The organism is Mycolicibacterium sp. CBM1 (genome assembly GCF_054073305.1).
The window spans coordinates 38,603-55,135 of the sequence record NZ_JBSXPP010000018.1 but is presented as its reverse complement, the minus strand read 5'-3'; the positions used below and the strand labels follow the sequence as shown (position 1 = coordinate 55,135).

The 16,533-nt window shown below is 66.9% G+C and carries 19 protein-coding genes; 10 read left to right on the top strand and 9 right to left on the bottom strand.

The genetic code is table 11. The features are described 5' to 3' along the window. The first annotated feature begins 122 nt into the window (after nucleotides 1-122). Genes ACXDF8_RS21565 through ACXDF8_RS21555 form a run of 3 tightly spaced genes read left to right on the top strand, consistent with a single transcriptional unit; the run spans nucleotide 123 to nucleotide 3,029 of the window. Entirely contained in the window at nucleotides 123-1,271 is a 1,149-nt protein-coding gene (locus tag ACXDF8_RS21565) for an ABC transporter permease family protein (protein ID WP_457225317.1), read from the top strand. Then, nucleotides 1,268-2,422: a hypothetical protein gene (locus ACXDF8_RS21560; protein WP_457225316.1), complete on the top strand. Its 1,155-nt coding sequence runs from the start codon at nucleotides 1,268-1,270 to the stop codon at nucleotides 2,420-2,422. The genes ACXDF8_RS21565 and ACXDF8_RS21560 overlap by 4 nt, the downstream gene beginning before the upstream one ends. Next, nucleotides 2,415-3,029, top strand: a complete 615-nt coding sequence (locus ACXDF8_RS21555) for a hypothetical protein (protein ID WP_457225315.1) — start codon at nucleotides 2,415-2,417, stop codon at nucleotides 3,027-3,029. The genes ACXDF8_RS21560 and ACXDF8_RS21555 overlap by 8 nt, the downstream gene beginning before the upstream one ends. 113 nt (nucleotides 3,030-3,142) lie before the next feature. On the opposite strand, the gene arc is transcribed toward ACXDF8_RS21555, so the two are convergent. Further along, nucleotides 3,143-4,945, bottom strand: a complete 1,803-nt coding sequence (arc, locus tag ACXDF8_RS21550; protein ID WP_457225314.1) for a proteasome ATPase — start codon at nucleotides 4,943-4,945, stop codon at nucleotides 3,143-3,145. Between the two features lie 147 nt (nucleotides 4,946-5,092). Between arc and ACXDF8_RS21545 the strand changes: the two genes are divergently transcribed. The 3 genes from ACXDF8_RS21545 to ACXDF8_RS21535 are packed head-to-tail and all read left to right on the top strand — an operon-like array spanning nucleotide 5,093 to nucleotide 6,528. Continuing rightward, nucleotides 5,093-5,587, top strand: coding sequence for an MTB12 family secreted protein (locus ACXDF8_RS21545; protein ID WP_457225313.1), 495 nt, complete (start codon nucleotides 5,093-5,095; stop codon nucleotides 5,585-5,587). Nucleotides 5,588-5,610: 23 nt separating this feature from the next. Then, nucleotides 5,611-6,231, top strand: a complete 621-nt coding sequence (locus tag ACXDF8_RS21540; protein WP_457225312.1) for a lipoprotein LppK — start codon at nucleotides 5,611-5,613, stop codon at nucleotides 6,229-6,231. Next, the gene (locus tag ACXDF8_RS21535) at nucleotides 6,232-6,528 is read left to right on the top strand and encodes a DUF503 domain-containing protein (RefSeq protein WP_457225311.1); all 297 of its coding nucleotides are present in this window, start codon (nucleotides 6,232-6,234) and stop codon (nucleotides 6,526-6,528) included. It abuts the gene before it with no gap. Between the two features lie 21 nt (nucleotides 6,529-6,549). Here the strand turns inward: ACXDF8_RS21535 and ACXDF8_RS21530 are convergent, their stop codons facing one another. Further along, nucleotides 6,550-7,404 (bottom strand): tRNA (adenine-N1)-methyltransferase, encoded by an 855-nt coding sequence (locus ACXDF8_RS21530; RefSeq protein WP_457225310.1) that lies wholly within the window; start codon nucleotides 7,402-7,404, stop codon nucleotides 6,550-6,552. 104 nt (nucleotides 7,405-7,508) lie between these two features. Here ACXDF8_RS21530 and ACXDF8_RS21525 point away from each other — a divergent pair, with 104 nt between their 5' ends. Further along, nucleotides 7,509-8,360 carry a RecB family exonuclease gene (locus ACXDF8_RS21525; RefSeq protein ID WP_457225385.1) on the top strand — a complete coding sequence of 284 codons (852 nt, stop codon included), beginning with the start codon at nucleotides 7,509-7,511 and terminating at the stop codon, nucleotides 8,358-8,360. Beyond that, entirely contained in the window at nucleotides 8,357-9,130 is a 774-nt protein-coding gene (locus ACXDF8_RS21520; protein WP_457225309.1) for a thioesterase family protein, read from the top strand. Before ACXDF8_RS21525 ends, ACXDF8_RS21520 begins: the two co-directional genes overlap by 4 nt. Nucleotides 9,131-9,160: 30 nt before the next feature. Here ACXDF8_RS21520 and ACXDF8_RS21515 read toward each other — a convergent pair whose 3' ends face one another. From ACXDF8_RS21515 to ACXDF8_RS21500, 4 genes are all read right to left on the bottom strand, one after another. Next, nucleotides 9,161-10,564 carry an FAD-containing oxidoreductase gene (locus tag ACXDF8_RS21515; RefSeq protein ID WP_457225308.1) on the bottom strand — a complete coding sequence of 468 codons (1,404 nt, stop codon included), beginning with the start codon at nucleotides 10,562-10,564 and terminating at the stop codon, nucleotides 9,161-9,163. Continuing rightward, the gene (locus tag ACXDF8_RS21510; protein ID WP_457225307.1) at nucleotides 10,561-11,061 is read right to left on the bottom strand and encodes a DUF4126 domain-containing protein; all 501 of its coding nucleotides are present in this window, start codon (nucleotides 11,059-11,061) and stop codon (nucleotides 10,561-10,563) included. Before ACXDF8_RS21510 ends, ACXDF8_RS21515 begins: the two co-directional genes overlap by 4 nt. Nucleotides 11,062-11,127: 66 nt before the next feature. Next, nucleotides 11,128-11,982, bottom strand: a complete 855-nt coding sequence (gene hisG / locus ACXDF8_RS21505) for an ATP phosphoribosyltransferase (protein WP_457225306.1) — start codon at nucleotides 11,980-11,982, stop codon at nucleotides 11,128-11,130. 9 nt (nucleotides 11,983-11,991) lie between these two features. Beyond that, entirely contained in the window at nucleotides 11,992-12,273 is a 282-nt protein-coding gene (locus ACXDF8_RS21500; protein ID WP_457225305.1) for a phosphoribosyl-ATP diphosphatase, read from the bottom strand. 54 nt (nucleotides 12,274-12,327) lie between these two features. Between ACXDF8_RS21500 and ACXDF8_RS21495 the strand changes: the two genes are divergently transcribed. Next, nucleotides 12,328-12,915, top strand: a complete 588-nt coding sequence (locus ACXDF8_RS21495; protein WP_457225304.1) for a hypothetical protein — start codon at nucleotides 12,328-12,330, stop codon at nucleotides 12,913-12,915. Nucleotide 12,916: 1 nt separating this feature from the next. Here ACXDF8_RS21495 and ACXDF8_RS21490 read toward each other — a convergent pair whose 3' ends face one another. The 3 genes from ACXDF8_RS21490 to ACXDF8_RS21480 all read right to left on the bottom strand — a co-directional run bounded on the left by ACXDF8_RS21490 (nucleotide 12,917) and on the right by ACXDF8_RS21480 (nucleotide 15,397). Next, nucleotides 12,917-13,240, bottom strand: coding sequence for an amidohydrolase family protein (locus ACXDF8_RS21490; protein WP_457225303.1), 324 nt, complete (start codon nucleotides 13,238-13,240; stop codon nucleotides 12,917-12,919). After that, nucleotides 13,159-14,625: a sugar porter family MFS transporter gene (locus ACXDF8_RS21485; RefSeq protein WP_457225302.1), complete on the bottom strand. Its 1,467-nt coding sequence runs from the start codon at nucleotides 14,623-14,625 to the stop codon at nucleotides 13,159-13,161. The genes ACXDF8_RS21490 and ACXDF8_RS21485 overlap by 82 nt, the downstream gene beginning before the upstream one ends. A gap of 88 nt (nucleotides 14,626-14,713) precedes the next feature. Then, a complete protein-coding gene (locus ACXDF8_RS21480; RefSeq protein WP_457225301.1) occupies nucleotides 14,714-15,397 on the bottom strand; it encodes an HAD family hydrolase in 684 nt (227 codons plus the stop codon). 108 nt (nucleotides 15,398-15,505) lie between these two features. On the opposite strand from ACXDF8_RS21480, the gene gnd reads away from it, so the two are divergent. Further along, nucleotides 15,506-16,528 (top strand): phosphogluconate dehydrogenase (NAD(+)-dependent, decarboxylating), encoded by a 1,023-nt coding sequence (gene gnd, locus ACXDF8_RS21475; RefSeq protein ID WP_457225300.1) that lies wholly within the window; start codon nucleotides 15,506-15,508, stop codon nucleotides 16,526-16,528. Nucleotides 16,529-16,533: the final 5 nt, after the last annotated feature.

Sequence of the window (16,533 nt, the reverse complement as noted above, 5' to 3'; positions counted from 1 at the left end):
AGGACGTGATTCTCAAGATCTATCCGGAAGAGGACCACAGCAGAACGGTGCTGGGATCGCTGGCCGTCTCAACCCCATTCGTCCATCAGCTCTTCTACGGTTCCTGATCACCGGCTGACACGATGACCCAGACATCAGCTGACCGCTACGCCGAGGAGCGTTGGTTCCTGGTCCACGGCCTTCCCGCGGTGGTTCGCAGGCGCGCTCTGGTCAGCCGCGTGTGGGGTCGGTCGGCGCCGGCGCTCGCGGTGTTCGCCGTCATTTCACTCAACTCGATCGCGATCGTCGTGGTCACCGGCCAGCACACCGTCGACATTCCTGGCCGGCCCGACCTCGCCGAAGGGGTTGTCCTGGCGCTGGTGGCCTTGGTGTTACCTATCGCCACACTCGCGGGCTGGCTGGTCTCGCGGCTGACGAACCCGCTGCAGCGAGCGATGGCGGCCAATGTCGCCTTGGCGGCCATCGTCGTCGGGATGATCTTTGGCGGACCCAGTAACCGGATCCTGGTGAACCTGTTCAGCGCCGCGATCACTCTCACCCTCATCCTGGTGGTCACTGCCTCCGGCGCCGGATCAGTGCTCGGTTTCCTGCTCTACGTCACGCGCACCAACCTGGCGTTCATCGGCGGCATGTTCGTCCGCGCGCTGCCCGTCGTGCTGCTGACGTTCCTCGTCTTCTTCAACGGTCCCGTGTGGCAGATGACGGCGGTGATCAGCCGCCCGAGGCTCTGGGCAGGGATGATCTTCCTTGTTCTCATCGCTGCGTCCTTCCTGGTGTCCACCACGCTGGACCGGGTCCGGCCGATGCTGGCCGAGTCCACCCCGACGCTCGAGGGTGACGAGACCCTCGAGGACACACCGTTCGCCCAGATTCCCGATCCTCCCGGTGGCACACCGCTGTCCCGGAGTGAACGCGTCAACGTGGTGTTCGTCGTCGCCGCCTCGCAGGTGAGCCAGGTGCTCACCGTCGCGATGTTGACCGGCGCCATTTTCGTCGTGTTCGGGCTCATCATTCTGAGCCCCGAGACGCTGGACGCATGGACTCGCGGCGCCGGACGGCCCGACGGCCAGCTGCTCGGGATGACGCTGCCCGTGCCCGACGCACTGCTCCAGACCAGCATGTTGCTGGCCGCGATCACCTTCATGTACCTGTCGGCGAAGGCGGTCAGCGATACGGCCTACCGGGCGCAGTTCATCGAGCCGTTGATCGACGAGCTACGGCAGACCCTCGTGGCCCGCAACCGCTACCGCAGCGCACAGCCGAAGCGGTGAGCGTGCCCGACGCCCGGCGCGTACACGAGTGGTTCCTGGCCCGTGGGCTGCCCCTGGTGCTGACCCGCCGGGTGCGCTCCCGCGCGCTGATCGAACGATCCGCCCCCGTGGTCAGCGGCATCGGAGCACTTATCGCCGCAGTCGCCGCGGCCGCCGACATCAGTGCCGGCAAAGCCGAACTGGGCAATGTGGTCAAGCTCGTCGTGCTGGCCGCTGTCCTGACCGCGGCACCGTTCGCGCTCTACTTGCTGCACCGGGCCGGCACCACCCGCAGCGAGGCAGGCAGGCGAAGTGCGGCTTTGACCGTGATGGCGTTGTTCGTGGTCGGCTTCCCGTTCGCCCTCAATGGTTGGTCCGGCCTGACACTCGCCGAGGTCGCCGGCTTCGGAGTCGTTGCGCTGTTGGCGGTCTGGCTGACCTATATCGGCATCGGCTCGATCCTGCTTTGGGCGTTCCGCTACGCGTGGGTGCAGTTCGGCGCGCTCGGCACGTTGATGAGCCGCGCACTGCCCCTGCTGATGCTGACCGTGGTGGTCTACTTCACCGGCGAGCTGTGGCAGTTGGCAGCCCGGATGAGCCGTCAACGGCTCTGGCAGACGATCGGCTTCCTGGCTCTGGTGGCGATCGCATTCATGGTTGTCACGATCCGCGACGAGGTTCACGCGCTGCGTGAAGACCGGTCGGGCAAGCACGACAGCACCACACTTCTGGCAGGTACCCCGCTGGCCACCGAGAACGAACCGGCTCGTACCCCGCTATCGCTGGCCGAGCAGGTCAACGTCGTCGCTGTGATGGTGATGTCCCAGGCGATCCAGGTGGTGTTCTTCACCACCGGGCTGTTCGCGTTCTTCCTGGCGCTGGGGACTATCGCTATTCCCGACGACGTGACTGTGCTCTGGTCGGCAGAAGATGGATGCGCGGTCGGTGAACCTCCCTGTGCCGGGACGTGGTTCGGCGTCCACGTGCCGATACCGCAGACTGTGGTGCATACTTCGCTATTCGTAGCGGTTCTGTCGGGCCTCTACTTCACAGTGAGCACGAGCGTGGACCCGCTGTACCGTCAGCGGTTCTTCGATCCGTTAATCGCTGACGTGGCGGTAAGTCTGGCTGGCCGCGACGCATACTTGGACATGGAGGGGCGCAATGGTTGAACAGACCGGAGATCTGTTCGGGAAACGCTACGGCGAAGTTCTTCTGGTGCACATCACCGAGTCCGGCCCCGAGGCCACGGTTTACAACACGTTCCCCCTCAACGACTGCCCGGCCGAACTGTGGAACAAGCTCGACGCCGATGCGCTGGCACGGGAGAACGACGCCGTGGCCGCACTGCTCAACGGTCCGCGCTACTGGCTCATGAGCGGCATCGACAAGGTGAGGCAGGGCGAGCAGGAAATCAGAACCTTCGGCGGCATCGACATGATCAAACAGGCGACCGTGCAACTCGCGTCGCAGAACCCGCAGCCCTACAGCATCAACCACGTCGCGAGGCACACCGTCTTCCATTTCGATGCCGGCCGGCCGGTCTTCGAACTCGTCGATCCCGACGGCCAACGGTGGGTGATGCAAACCTGGAGCCAGATCGTCGACGGCAATCTCGGGCTGGAAGACCTGCCTGGGCTGAGCCGCCGGCTGAACCTCCCGGAGGGCTGGCGCTACGAAACCCGGGTCCTGACCGAGCGGTTGAGTGTGGATACCACCACCCGCGACGCACACGTGACCCAGGACGATCTGACCAACACGTATTCGCTCGAGTTCTGAAATAGGCCTGCGAGGCACGTGCGCGGCATAACACCAGCGTCAGCGCTGGGGCGGACGGAGGCGACCGCACATCTACGAAGCCGCCGTCGTCCGCCTCTGCTGGGCGAGTTCCCCTACAGGTACTGGCCCAGGTTCGACTCGGTGTCGATCGCCCGGGAGGCGCTCGAACTCTTGCCGGTGACCAGGGTGCGGATGTAGACGATGCGTTCGCCCTTCTTGCCCGAGATCCGGGCCCAATCATCGGGATTGGTGGTGTTGGGCAGGTCCTCGTTCTCGGCGAACTCGTCGACGATCGAGTCCAGCAGGTGCTGGATGCGCAGGCCTCGCTGGCCGGATTCCAGCACCGACTTGATCGCGTACTTCTTGGCCCGGTCGACGACGTTCTGGATCATCGCACCGGAGTTGAAGTCCTTGAAGTACATGACCTCCTTGTCGCCGTTGGCGTAGGTGACCTCCAGGAAACGATTGTCGTCGATCTCGGCGTACATCCGGTCGACGACCTTCTCGATCATCGCCTTGATGCAGGCACCGCGGTCGTCGCCGAACTCGGTGAGGTCGTCGCCATGCAGCGGCAGGTCCTCGGTGAGGTACTTGCTGAAGATGTCCTGTGCCGCTTCGGCATCCGGGCGCTCGATCTTGATCTTGACGTCCAAGCGGCCGGGCCGCAGGATCGCCGGGTCGATCATGTCCTCGCGGTTGGAGGCGCCGATGACGATGACGTTCTCCAGTCCCTCGACGCCGTCGATCTCCGACAGCAACTGGGGAACGACGGTGGTCTCCACGTCCGAACTCACACCGGTGCCACGGGTCCGGAAGATGGAATCCATCTCGTCGAAGAACACGATGACGGGTGTCCCCTCGGACGCCTTCTCCCGTGCGCGCTGGAAGATCAACCGGATGTGCCGCTCGGTCTCGCCGACGAACTTGTTCAGCAGCTCGGGGCCCTTGATGTTGAGGAAGTACGACTTCGCTTCGCGGGCATCATCACCGCGCACTTCGGCCATCTTCTTGGCCAGCGAGTTCGCGACGGCCTTGGCGATCAGGGTCTTACCGCAGCCCGGCGGGCCGTAGAGCAGCACACCCTTGGGCGGGCGCAGCGAGTACTCCCGATAGAGCTCCTTGTGCAGAAACGGCAGCTCGACGGCGTCGCGGATCTGTTCGATCTGGCGGGTCAGGCCGCCGATGTCGTGGTAGGAGACATCGGGCACCTCTTCGAGCACGAGATCCTCAACCTCGGCCTTGGGGATGCGCTCGAACGCGTAGCCGGCCTTGGTGTCGACCAATAGCGAGTCGCCCGGACGCAACTTGCGCGGCCGCAGGTCGTCGTCGACATCCTCGGCGACGTCGACGGGCAGATCCTCGACGGCGACCAGCGGCTCGGCCAGCCACACGATGCGCTCCTCGTCGGCGTGGCCGACCACGAGCGCGCGATGACCGTCCGCAAGGATCTCGCGCAGCGTGGAGATCTCTCCGACCGCTTCGAAGTTGCCGGCTTCCACGACGGTCAGAGCCTCGTTGAGGCGCACGGTCTGGCCCTGCTTGAGCGCCTTCACGTCGATGTTGGGCGAGCACGTCAGCCGCATCTTGCGGCCGGAGGTGAACACGTCGACGGTGTCGTCCTCGTGGGAGCCCAGCAACACGCCGTAGCCGCTCGGCGGTTGACCGAGCCGGTCCACTTCTTCACGCAGTGCGAGGAGCTGTTGGCGCGCTTCCTTGAGGGTGTCCATCAACTTGGCGTTGCGCGCGGCCAGCGAGTCGATCCTCGCCTCGAGCTGGTGGACGTCCCGGGTTCCGCGCAGTCCTTGCGCTCCGGCGGCGTTGTCGAGCTGCTCGCGCAGTACCGCCGCCTCGCGGCGCAGCTCCTCCAGTTCGGCAGCATCTTCGCTGGACAGTCGTGGCTCTTGTGCCTCACTCATGTTGCGCTCCTTTCCCACACCGAGAGTTGGTGCGGTGGATACCTCAACGCTACCGGGCAGACGACGATCATGTGCGCTCAAGGAATTTCGACACACTGGCAACACTGTTAGCCTACTTAGTGAGTCGGTCCGATCGAAAGGACAACCGTGACCCTGAAACTCCTCGCCACGGGCGTTGCAGCCGCCACGATCATCGGGGGCGCAGCCGCCGGTGTGACCTCGGTTGCATTCAGCTCGCCAGTGGCATCGCCGGCCGTGCAGCCCGTCGTCTTCGGTGTGCCGATGCCGCAGACACCGGCTCCCGAGCTCCAGAGCCAGCTGGTTGCCACCCTCGACGCCCTGCAGGGCGGCGGCTCGTTCTCCGGCGCCAAGGCCTCCTACATCCAGGGCGGACTGGGCCGCATCGAGGGCATCACCGCTGACCGGGCCTTCGGCAACGCCTCCGCCAAGGGCCTGTTCCCGCTGACGTTCACCGTGGCCGACATCGACCAGGAGGGTCCGGTCGCGACGGCCAACGTCACAGCGACGGCGGCGACCGGTGCCACCGCGAGCCAGCCCGTCGAGTTCATCGCCGGACCCAGCCCGACCGGCTGGCAGGTGACCAAGGCATCGGCACTGTCCCTGCTGTCCTCGGCTAGCTGAGGACGCTGCTGAGCCGCCGCTGGATGCGTCACACACTGTTCACGGTCCTGAGCGCCGCCACGATCGTGGCGGCGCTCAGCCTGTCCGGGTGTTCTGATGACAACGAGCCGAAGGCCGCGCCGAGCCCGATCGAGGAGTCCTCGACCGCGCTGGCACCCCCGGCCGACGGCGCCGCTACCCTGCCGGCTCCCGAGGCGCTGACCGATGTGCTCTATCGGCTGGCCGATCCTGCCGTCAAGGGTGCCGACAAACTCTCTCTGGTAGAGGCGGCCACACCCGACGACGCCACCACGATCGACAAGTTCGCCGCCGCGCTGCGCGACGGCGGATTCACCCCGCTGACGTTCAGAGCCTCCGAGCTGCGCTGGTCGGACCGGCGCCCGAACGACGCCCTGGCCACCGTCAACGTCACCACGTCGAATCCCGCCAACCCCGGCGGGTTCACGTTCCCGATGGAGTTCCGCCGCGTCGGCACCGGTTGGCAGCTGTCTCACCAGACCGCCGACATGCTGCTGGCCTTCGGCAACGCCCGCGGTGCCAGCGCAGCCAGTCCCGGCCCCGCCGGTGAACCATCGGCCGGTCCCGCTCCGGCGAGCCCGGGGCCCACGCCGGCGCAAACCGCCACGCCGACCCCGACTCCCTGAATGTGGATCGGCTGGCTGGAGTTCGACGTCCTGCTCGGTGACGTCCACTCGCTGAAGGAGAAACGGGCCGTGGTGCGCCCGATCGTCGCCGAACTGCGCCGGCGGTTCACTGTCTCCGCCGCCGAGACCGGCTCGCCCGAGCTGCACCGGCGGGCCGGTATCGGCGTGTCGGTGGTGGCCGGTGATCGCGCGCATGTCGTCGAGGTGCTCGACGCCGCCGAGCGGATGGTCGCCGCCCGCCCGGAGATCGAGCTCCTGGCGGCACGCCGGGGCCTGCACCGCAGTGACGACGACTGAAACGACGCCGCCAGGGACTGGCTAGGGCGCGAGGCGTTTGCGCCGCAGCGGCGCCGGGGTGACCGTTCCAGGAGCCAGCCGGCGCGCCGAGATCAGAAACGCCGTGTGGCCCCGCATGTTGTGCTGGGGGCGCACCGCCAGTCCGACGACGTTCCAGCCCCGCTGCAGCGTCTCCCACGCCCTCGGTTCGGTCCAGCACTGCTGTTCGCGCAGCGCTTCCACCGTCTTGGACAGCTGCGTCACGGTGGCCACGTAGATCATCAGCACGCCACCGGGAATCAGCAGCCGCGCAACGGTGTCGAGCACATCCCAGGGCGCCAGCATGTCCAACACCACCCGGTCGACCGAGGCCTCGTCGAGACGGGAGTCGACGATGTCGCCGATGATCAGTTGCCAATTGGCCGGGGTCTCGCCGAAGAACGTCTCGACGTTGCGCTGGGCGTGTACGGCGTGGTCGTCGCGCAGTTCGTAGGAGATCACCCGGCCGCCGGGTCCCACCGCGCGCAGCAGCGAGCAGGTCAGCGCGCCGGAACCCGCTCCGGCCTCCAGCACCCGCGCGCCGGGGAAGATGTCCCCCTCGTGGACGATCTGCGCGGCGTCCTTGGGGTAGATGACCTGCGCGCCGCGCGGCATCGACAGCACGTAGTCGATGAGCAGCGGCCGCAGCACCAGGAAGGCGTCGCCGTTGGTGGACTTCACCACGCTGCCCTCGGGCAGACCGATCACCGTGTCGTGTTCGATCGCGCCGCGATGGGTGTGGAACTCCGCCCCCGGGGTGAGGATCATCGTGTAGTGACGGCCCTTGGGGTCGGTGAGCTGAACACGGTCCCCGATGACGAAGGGGCCGGTGCTACGTGGGGCGGGCTGGTCGGTCACAGGCGTTCAGCCTGCCATAGCGGACTCGCCGCGCCGCGCGCCATCCGCTTGTCGGTCCGCCGCCCTAGGCTTGCGCCATGGGCTCGGTGACGGTGTCGCAGGTGATGGAGGCGGCCGACGCCGAGCAGATTCAACAACGGCGGCCCGCACTGTCGCCGTCGCGCGCCGCCGATTTCAAACAGTGCCCCCTGCTGTACCGCTTCCGCGCCATCGACCGGTTGCCCGAGCCGCCGTCCACGGCTCAGCTGCGCGGCTCGGTGGTGCATGCCGCCCTCGAGCAGCTCTACGGCATGCCGGCCGTGCAGCGGATCCCGGATGCGGCGCTGTCCTTAGTGGGCCCGGCGTGGGATCGGGTGCTGGCCGAGCACCCGGATTTCGCCGAGGGACTGGCGCCGGACCAGCGCGCGCAGCTGCTGGCGGAGGCCCGGTCGCTGCTCACCGGCTATTACCGGCTCGAGGATCCGACTCGGTTCGACCCGCAAAGCTGTGAGCAGCGCATCGAAGTCGAACTGGCAGACGGCACGCTGCTGCGCGGATTCGTCGACCGTATCGACGTCGCGAGCACCGGGGAGCTGCGCGTCGTCGACTACAAGACCGGTAAGGCACCGCCGGCGGCCCGGGCGCTCGCGGAGTTCAAGGCACTGTTCCAGATGAAGTTCTACGCAGTCGCACTGTTGCGATCGCGAGAGGTATTGGCCACCAGGTTGCGGCTGATCTATCTCGCCGACGGCCAGCTGTTGGACTACACCCCCGACCTCGACGAGTTGCTGCGCTTCGAGAAGACCCTGATGGCCATCTGGCGGGCCATCCAATCAGCCGGTGCCACAGGCGATTTCCGACCCAACCCGTCACGTCTCTGTGACTGGTGCAGCCACCAGTCGATGTGCCCGGCGTACGGGGGCACCCCGCCGCCCTATCCCGGCTGGCCCGAACAGCTCGGGGAGCCCACCGCGTGAGCGCGTGCTACTACCGGCGCCTCGGCAGCGACGGTGACGCGCAGGTCTTCATGTCCACCGACTGCACCCGCAGCAACTGGACACCGGAAATCCAGCACGGCTCACCACCTCTGGCATTACTGACCAAGGCCATCGAGGAGCGGCTGCCTGCCGGGCTGCGCATAGGACGCCTGACTCTCGACATCCTGGGTGCGATCCCGGTGACCGAGGTGCGGGTGCAGACCAAAGTCGACCGGCCCGGCAGCCGGATCTCGCTGCTGTCGGCCGAGATGTCGGCGGATCGCCCGGTCGCACGCGTGAGCGCCTGGGCGCTGGCGACCTCCGACACCGCCGATGCCGCCACCGACCGCTATCCGCCGCTCGTCGAAGGCCCCACCGCGCCACTGGAACTGCACTGGAAGGACGCCGGCGGCTACATCGACTCGGTGCAGTGGCGCCCCCAGAACGACCGGTCGGCCGGCGCGACCGTGTACTGGATGGCGCCGGAAGTCGGATTGGTCGACGATGAGCCCACTACCGCGCTACAGCGCTTGACGATGGTGGCCGATTCCGCCAATGGCGTTGGCGCAGCATTGGATCCGGCACAGTTCGTGTACATGAACACCGATACCACGCTGCATGTGCACCGGCTGCCGACGGGCAGTGATTTCGCCCTGCGGGCACGCGGCTCGATAGGACCGGACGGGGTGGGGGTGACCACCGCGGAGATCTTCGACCGTGACGGGTTCATCGGCACCACCGCCCAGACCCTGCTGGTGCAGCGCCGCTGACAAGGCAGCCGGCGGCAGGCCGGCCGGCGCTCAGGACAGCGGAGTCATCTCCTGCAGCATCGTCGGGACCAGCTCGCTGACCGTCGGGTGGATGTGCATGGTGCGTGAGATCGCGGTATAGGGCTTCTTGACGGACATGATGTCGAGGATCGAATGGATCACCTCGTCGCCGCCGACGCCGAGGATGGCGGCACCGAGGATCTCTTCGGTGTCGGCATCGACGACGATCTGCATGAAGCCTTGCGTCTCACCCTTTTCCACCGCCCGGCCAACCCTGGTCATCGGCCGCTTGCCGAGCAGCGCACGCCGACCCGAGGCCCGGACCTGGCTGACGGTCATGCCGGCCCGGCCCAGCGGCGGGTCGATGTAGAGGGCATAGGTGGGCACCCGGTCACTGACCCGGCGGGGATCGTCGTCGAGGAGGTTGGCGGCCACGATCTCGAAGTCGTTGTAGGAGGTGTGGGTGAAGGCACCCTTGCCGTTGCAGTCACCCATCGCCCAGATGTGCTCGGCACTGGTGCGCAGCTGGTCGTCGACCGCGATGTAGCCGCGACCGTCGACCTCGACGCCGGCGCGGTCGAGCCCCAGATCGTCGGTATTGGGTTGACGGCCCACCGCGACCAGCAGGTGCGAGCCGGCTATCGGCGCTGCACCGTCCCGCGCAACCACATCGAAACCGTTGCCCCGCTTAGTAAACCGCAGCCTGTCCGCACCGGTGACGATGGTGATGCCTTCGCCGGTGAGGATGTCGGCGATCGCCGCAGCGACGTCCTCGTCCTCCCGCGGGGTGATCCGCGGGCCGCGCTCCAGCACGGTCACCTTGGCCCCGAACCGGCGGTACATCTGGGCGAACTCCAGCCCGATGTAGCTGCCCCCGACGATCACCAGGTGCTCGGGCAGGACGTCGAGGTCCAGGATGCCGACGTTGGTCAGGTAGTCGATGTCGGCAAGGCCCGGCAGGTCCGGCACGACGGCGCGGCCACCGACGTTGAGGAAGATCCGGTCGCCTCGGATGAGGTCGTCGCCGATGCGCAGGGTGTGCGGGTCCTCGAACTGGGCGTGCCCACGGAGCAGGGTGCAGCCCGGCATCCCTTCGAGCCACGACTCGACGCCGCTGCGATCGCCGAGCATGATCTCGTCCTTGCGCGCCTTGACTTTCGCCATGTCGACACTCACCTCACCGGTGGACACTCCGTACTCGGCGCCGCGGCGGGCGGTGTGTGCGGTGTGCGCACTGGCCACCAACGTCTTGGTCGGGATGCAGCCGGAGTTGACGCACGTTCCGCCGACCAGTTTGCGCTCGACCACCGCGACACGCTGCCCCGCGGCGGTGAGCCGACCGGCCAGCGGCGGGCCGGCCTGCCCGGCGCCGACGATGATCGCGTCGTAGTGAGTCGATTCCCGGGTCGCGTCTCTCCCGCCCGGGGCTGTCATGCCAGGCTCACCCCGGCGAGGTACACGATGACCAGACCGCCGACGATCGCGACGGCATCCTCGATCAGTGCGGCAGGCCGGTCCTTACCGAACTTCGCCGCGAGCGCGCCACGGACCAGCGCGCCTCCCATCGTGCCGAGCACCGCACCGATCATGCCGGCGCCGATGCCGCTGAAGATGTGACCAAACGGCGTGCCGATCACCGCCCCGGCCAACCCACCGATCACGAGCCGCGCCCCGAACTGCGCCGGCACCCGACGGCTGGGGGTCTTCGGCAGCTGATCGGTGACGAGTTCGCCGAGCGCGAGAATGGTCAACACGATGACCGCGATGACGTTGCCCAGCCACGACGACCACGCGCCGTGAGGGGCGTCGGCGAGATTGATCCAGCCCAGCATCGCACCCCAAGCCAGCACGGCCAGCGGCGTCATCGCACGCAGCCCCGCGACTATGCCGATGAGGAGCGCGAACAGCAGAGCGAGAAGCACGTAGTTCATGGCAGCCCTTCGAGCGGTGTCGTCATCAAGGACGCTAACACCCGCCCGTAGCCGGCAACGGAACAATCAGAAGCGGCAGAACCTGATGTCGGAGGCCAGAATCGCCTTCGCGCCAATCGCCGCGAGCTCGTCCATGATCGCGTTGACGTCGCGGCGCGGCACCAGGGCGCGGACCGCTACCCAGTCCGCGTCCGCGAGCGGTGCGATGGTCGGCGACTCCAGTCCCGGTGTGACCGCGGTGGCACGCTCGAGCACCGAACGCGGGCAGTCGTAGTCCAGCATCAGGTACTGCTGCCCGAACACCACGCCCTGCACGCGTGCCGCGAGCTGGTCACGCGCCCGCCGGTTGGAGTCGTCGCCGTTACCGGCCCGCTCGATGAGCACCGCTTCCGAATCACACAGCGGCTCACCGAATGCCGTCAAGTTGTGCAGGCTCAGCGTGCGACCCGAACCCACCACGTCGGCGATCGCATCGGCGACACCGAGCTGGATCGAGATCTCGACGGCGCCGTCGAGCCGGATGACCGTTGCTTCGATTCCCTTGCCGGTCAGGTCTTTCCGGACCAGGTTCGGGTAGGCGGTGGCGACTCGCTTGCCCGCGAGGTCGGCCACCGACCACTGCCGGCCGGCCGGTGCGGCGTAACGAAAACTGGATGACCCGAAGCCCAGCGCCAGTCGTTCGCTGACCGGGGCGTCGGATTCGGCGGCCAGGTCGCGGCCGGTGATGCCGAAGTCGAGCTGCCCGGACCCGACGTAGATGGCGATGTCCTTGGGCCGGAGGAAGAAGAACTCGACGCCGTTGACCGGATCGATGACGGTCAGATCCTTGGGGTCGGTCCGCCGGCGGTACCCGGCCTCGGACAGGATCTCGGCGGCCGGTTCGGACAGCGCGCCCTTGTTGGGGACTGCAACGCGCAACATGGCAGCGACCTACAGCTTCCGGTAGATGTCGTCGAGGGTCAGCCCGCGGGCCAGCATTAGCACCTGCGTCCAGTACAGCAGCTGACTGATCTCTCCGGCGAGGGCCTCGTCGGTCTCGTGTTCGGCGGCCAGCCATACCTCACCGGCCTCTTCGAGGATCTTCTTGCCCAGGGTGTGCACGCCCGCATCGAGTGCGGCTACGGTGCCGCTGCCCTCGGGACGGGTACGGGCCCGCTCCCCCAGTTCGGCGAACAACTCCTCGAAGGTCTTCACGGCCTGCGATTGTTCCATGCGGGCCGACGCGCCGTCACGGCGGTTTCCCCCGCGCGACTAGGCTGCGCTCCTGTGCAGGGATTCAGGCCGATCGTGTGCGCGGCGCTCGCCGGGCTGACAGTGGCCGCGTGCTCCAATCCGATCGTCACCACCGACGACACCAGCCAGCAAACTCCCCCACCAGCGCCTTCGACGTCCGCGACCCGTCCCAGCAATGACAAATTGGTCAACGCCTTCGACTATTACGCGCGAACCGACGACAACGTGGCCGGCTATTACTTCACCAGTCCGAGCGGCAGCTGGCGCTGCGTGATCGTGCCCCGGACCTGGGCCGGCTGCCGGTCGAGTTCAGGATCCTCGGGCATCGGGATCAAAGGCGCCCCGCAGCGCGTCACCGACGATGCCGGCCAGAGCTCCACACCGAACGCGATCGTCGTCCGCACCCAGGGCGAGCCGCAGTTCGCCGCGGTGGCCGCCGATCAGTTCACCTCACCGACCGGCGCGTCGAAGACCTTGCCGTTCAACAAGATTCTGGCCGCCGCAGGATTCCGGTGCAACGCCCAGCAGGAAGTCGGTATCGCGTGTCTCAGCGAACAGACCGGCAACGGGTTCACGTTCTCCAACACCGGGGCGAGCTGGCGGTACACCGACGTGCCGTAGGTCAGGCGGCGCGGTAGACTCTGCGACCCTCTTTGAGAGTTTCCACCACCGCGATGTCGAGCAGCGCGTCGGTCTCGACGGTCAGCGGGTTGGCGTCGAGGATCACCAGGTCGGCCAGCTTGCCCGGCTCCAGCGTGCCCTTGCGATCCTCTTCGAAGATCTGCCCGGCCGCCTCGACCGTGATCGACCGCAGCGCCTGCCAGATGTCGCATCGGTGGCCATGGCAGCAGTACCGGTCCGGGCTCAGGCGCGGGCCGGTTTGTCCTCGTGCAGCAGTTCGGCGTGCATGTCCTCCAACGACACACCCTTGGTCTCCATGACCCACTTCCACACGAACAGCCCGGACAGGACCGCGCACAGCCCGTAGAACCCGTAGGCCAGGCCCAGATGCTCCCGCAGCCCGGGGAACGTGACGGTGATCAGCCAGTTCGCCGCCCACTGTCCGGCAGCGGCCAGACCCAGGGCGGCCGCCCGGATGCGGTTGGGGAACATCTCGCCGAGCAGGACCCACACCACCGGACCCCAGGACATCCCGAATGAGACGACGAAGAGGTTCGCCGCGATCAGCGCGATGACGCCGGACGCGCCGGGCAGGCTTGGGTTGCCGTCGGGACCGACCGCCGCATTGGCGAAGATGAACGCCATCGTGATCAGCGTGACCGCCATCCCGGACGAGCCGATGAGCAGCAGCGGCTTGCGGCCGATCTTGTCGATGAGCGCGATCGCGATCAGGGTGGTCGCCACGTTGACCACCGAGGTGATCACGGTGTAAATCGCCGATTGATCGGCATCGAACCCGACCGCCTGCCACAGCACGTTGGAGTAGTAGAAGATCACGTTGATGCCGACGAACTGCTGGAAGATCGACAGTCCCAAGCCGACCCAGACGATGCCGAAGAGCCCACCGGTCGGCTTACGCAGATCCCGCCACGAGGGCTTGTCCTCGCGCTCCAGCGTCTGCTGGATGCGGCTGATGGTGATCTCGAGGTTCTTCTCGCCAAGCAGCATCGACAGCACGCGACGCGCTTCGGGAATCTTATGGCTGGCAACCAGATACCGCGGTGACTCCGGGATGGTGAACGCCAGCGCCCCGTAGAGGATGGCCGGCAGCGCCATCGCCAGGAACATCCACCGCCACGCGTCGAGCCCCAACCACAGTTCCTTGTTGGGGCCGCCGGCGATGTTCTGCAGGATCCAGTTCACCACGAAGGACAGGAAGATGCCGGACACGATCGCAAGCTGCTGCAGCGAGCCCAGCCGACCGCGAATGCGCGGCGGGGACGTTTCGGCGATGTAGGCCGGGGCGATCACAGACGCGATGCCGACGCCGATACCGCCGACGATCCGGAAGATGACGACGGTCACCACGTTGGGTGCCAGCGCCGTGCCGAACGCACTGACGAGGAAGAAGACCGCGGCGATCTTCATGACGGAGATGCGGCCGATCCGGTCGGCGATCCGGCCGGCGGACATCGCGCCGGCGGCGGCCCCCAGCAACGCCGAGGCCACGGCGAAGCCGAGCTCGGCGTTGCCGATGCCGAAATCTTCCTGGATCGAGTCGACGGCGCCATTGATGACCGCGCTGTCGTAACCGAAGAGCAGACCGCCCAACGCGGCTACCGAGGCTATCCGGACCGCCGTGCCGCCCGATGAGAAGTCTTCGTCCTCCAGCCCTGTGGGTGAGTCACTGGTGGGTCCTTGGCCGGCCATGAGGCGTCCTTTCCGCAACTCTGCGAAACCTGGTGGCAACTACGATTGCACAGTCACAGCCGTAACACCGCCGATATCGGCGAGGAGGTCAGGCCGACCGCTCACCAACACCGAACTGCAGGTCCGCGTAGACCTCTCGCAGCTGCGGGATGCCCAGACCGCTGAGCGACGAAACGTGCCGCCGGCGCGAGCTGAGCGGCACCTCGACCTCGTTGGGTACCACCAGTACCGGGCACCCCGCCGCTTCGGCAGCGGCGGTGCCGGTGGTCGAATCCTCGATCGCCAGGCAATCGCCCGCCCGCAGGCCGAGCAGTTCGGCGGCGCGCAGATAGATATCCGGAGCCGGCTTCCCATGGGTTACCTCGTCACCGCAGACCGTGACCGAGAAGTAATGCCTCCCAATACTATTGAGCGCATTCTCGGTCAACTGCCTGCGAGTGTTGGTCACCAGCGCCATCGGGACGCCCGCGTCCAGGAGGGCGTCGAGCAGCTCCCTGGCTCCAGCACACCATGGCAGCCCGGTCGTGAACAGATCTGCGACGTAGTCGTGTATCCAGTCCGTAACCTCCGCCATCCGGCGCGGGTCCGGCTCCAGACCGAGGTCGTCGAACACGATACGGATCACGCCCTCCGCCGAACCGCCGACCGTCGCCTCACGGACCTCGGGTGCCAGCACCCGATCGTGGCGGGCGTACAGCTCGTTGATTGCGACGTCCCACAGCTTTTCGGAGTCGACGAGGGTGCCGTCCATATCCCACAAGACCGCTCGCACGTCCACGATTGTGCCACGCGACATGCGCTGACTTCGAATCCAGCGAGGCCGCTGCACCGGATCACTAGGGTGGGCAGCATCAGCCACCACACAACCAAAGGGGACGCGATGCAGCTCGGCATGGTCGGCTTGGGACGGATGGGAGCGAACCTGGTCCGGCGGTTGATGCGCGACGGGCACAGTTGTGTCGTCTACGACGTCAACCCGGCCGCAGTCAGCGAACTGGAAAGCGAAGGCGCCACCGGCGCCGCGAGCCTCGAAGAGTTCGTCGGCAAGCTGGCGGGCCCCCGTTCGATCTGGTTGATGCTGCCCGCCGGGATCGTCGACGCGACCCTCGACGACCTTGTCGGGCTGCTTGCGGCCGGGGACACCGTGATCGACGGCGGTAATTCGTACTACCGCGACGACATCACCCGGGCACAGAAGCTCTCCGAGCAAGGCGTGCACTACGTCGATTGCGGTACCAGTGGCGGCGTGTGGGGCCTGGAGCGCGGCTACTGCCTGATGATCGGCGGGGAACCCGACGTGGTCGCCCGGCTAGATCCGATCTTCAAGACCATTGCACCGGGGGCCGGCACCGCCGAACCCACCCCGAACCGGCCGGCGGACGCGGGCGGAACCGCTCCCGAGGGCTACCTGCACTGTGGTCCCAACGGCGCCGGTCACTTCGTGAAGATGGTTCACAACGGTGTCGAGTACGGAATGATGGCGGCCATCGCCGAGGGGTTGAGCATCATCAAGCACGCCAACGCCGGACAATCCGGCCGCGCCAACAAAGAAGTCGATGCCGAAACCACTCCGCTGCGCGATCCGTGGGCCTATCAGTACGACATCAACGTCGGCGAAGTCGCCGAAGTGTGGCGGCGCGGGTCGGTGGTCGGCTCCTGGCTGGTAGATCTCATCGCCGACGCGTTCGCCGCATCGCCGAACCTCGACGAGTTCTCCGGGCGGGTGTCCGATTCCGGCGAGGGACGCTGGACCGTGCTCGCCGCGGTTGACGAAGGGATCCCGGCCCCGGTCATCACCACTGCGCTCTACGAACGCTTCCAGTCTCGTCAGCTCGGCGGTTTTGCCGACCAGATCTGCTCGGCCATGCGCAGCGAATTCGGCGGCCACGCCGAAAAGAAGTGATGTCG

What these genes read in the sequence shown, in the direction of transcription:
- ACXDF8_RS21565 (WP_457225317.1), top strand. Translation starts at nt 123, where the DNA reads ATGACCCAGACATCAGCTGACCGCTACGCCGAGGAGCGTTGGTTCCTG.
- ACXDF8_RS21555 (WP_457225315.1), top strand. Translation starts at nt 2,415, where the DNA reads ATGGTTGAACAGACCGGAGATCTGTTCGGGAAACGCTACGGCGAAGTT.
- arc (WP_457225314.1), bottom strand. Translation starts at nt 4,945, where the DNA reads ATGAGTGAGGCACAAGAGCCACGACTGTCCAGCGAAGATGCTGCCGAA.
- ACXDF8_RS21540 (WP_457225312.1), top strand. Translation starts at nt 5,611, where the DNA reads ATGCGTCACACACTGTTCACGGTCCTGAGCGCCGCCACGATCGTGGCG.
- ACXDF8_RS21535 (WP_457225311.1), top strand. Translation starts at nt 6,232, where the DNA reads ATGTGGATCGGCTGGCTGGAGTTCGACGTCCTGCTCGGTGACGTCCAC.
- ACXDF8_RS21525 (WP_457225385.1), top strand. Translation starts at nt 7,509, where the DNA reads ATGGAGGCGGCCGACGCCGAGCAGATTCAACAACGGCGGCCCGCACTG.
- ACXDF8_RS21515 (WP_457225308.1), bottom strand. Translation starts at nt 10,564, where the DNA reads ATGACAGCCCCGGGCGGGAGAGACGCGACCCGGGAATCGACTCACTAC.
- ACXDF8_RS21510 (WP_457225307.1), bottom strand. Translation starts at nt 11,061, where the DNA reads ATGAACTACGTGCTTCTCGCTCTGCTGTTCGCGCTCCTCATCGGCATA.
- hisG (WP_457225306.1), bottom strand. Translation starts at nt 11,982, where the DNA reads ATGTTGCGCGTTGCAGTCCCCAACAAGGGCGCGCTGTCCGAACCGGCC.
- ACXDF8_RS21500 (WP_457225305.1), bottom strand. Translation starts at nt 12,273, where the DNA reads ATGGAACAATCGCAGGCCGTGAAGACCTTCGAGGAGTTGTTCGCCGAA.
- ACXDF8_RS21485 (WP_457225302.1), bottom strand. Translation starts at nt 14,625, where the DNA reads ATGGCCGGCCAAGGACCCACCAGTGACTCACCCACAGGGCTGGAGGAC.
- gnd (WP_457225300.1), top strand. Translation starts at nt 15,506, where the DNA reads ATGCAGCTCGGCATGGTCGGCTTGGGACGGATGGGAGCGAACCTGGTC.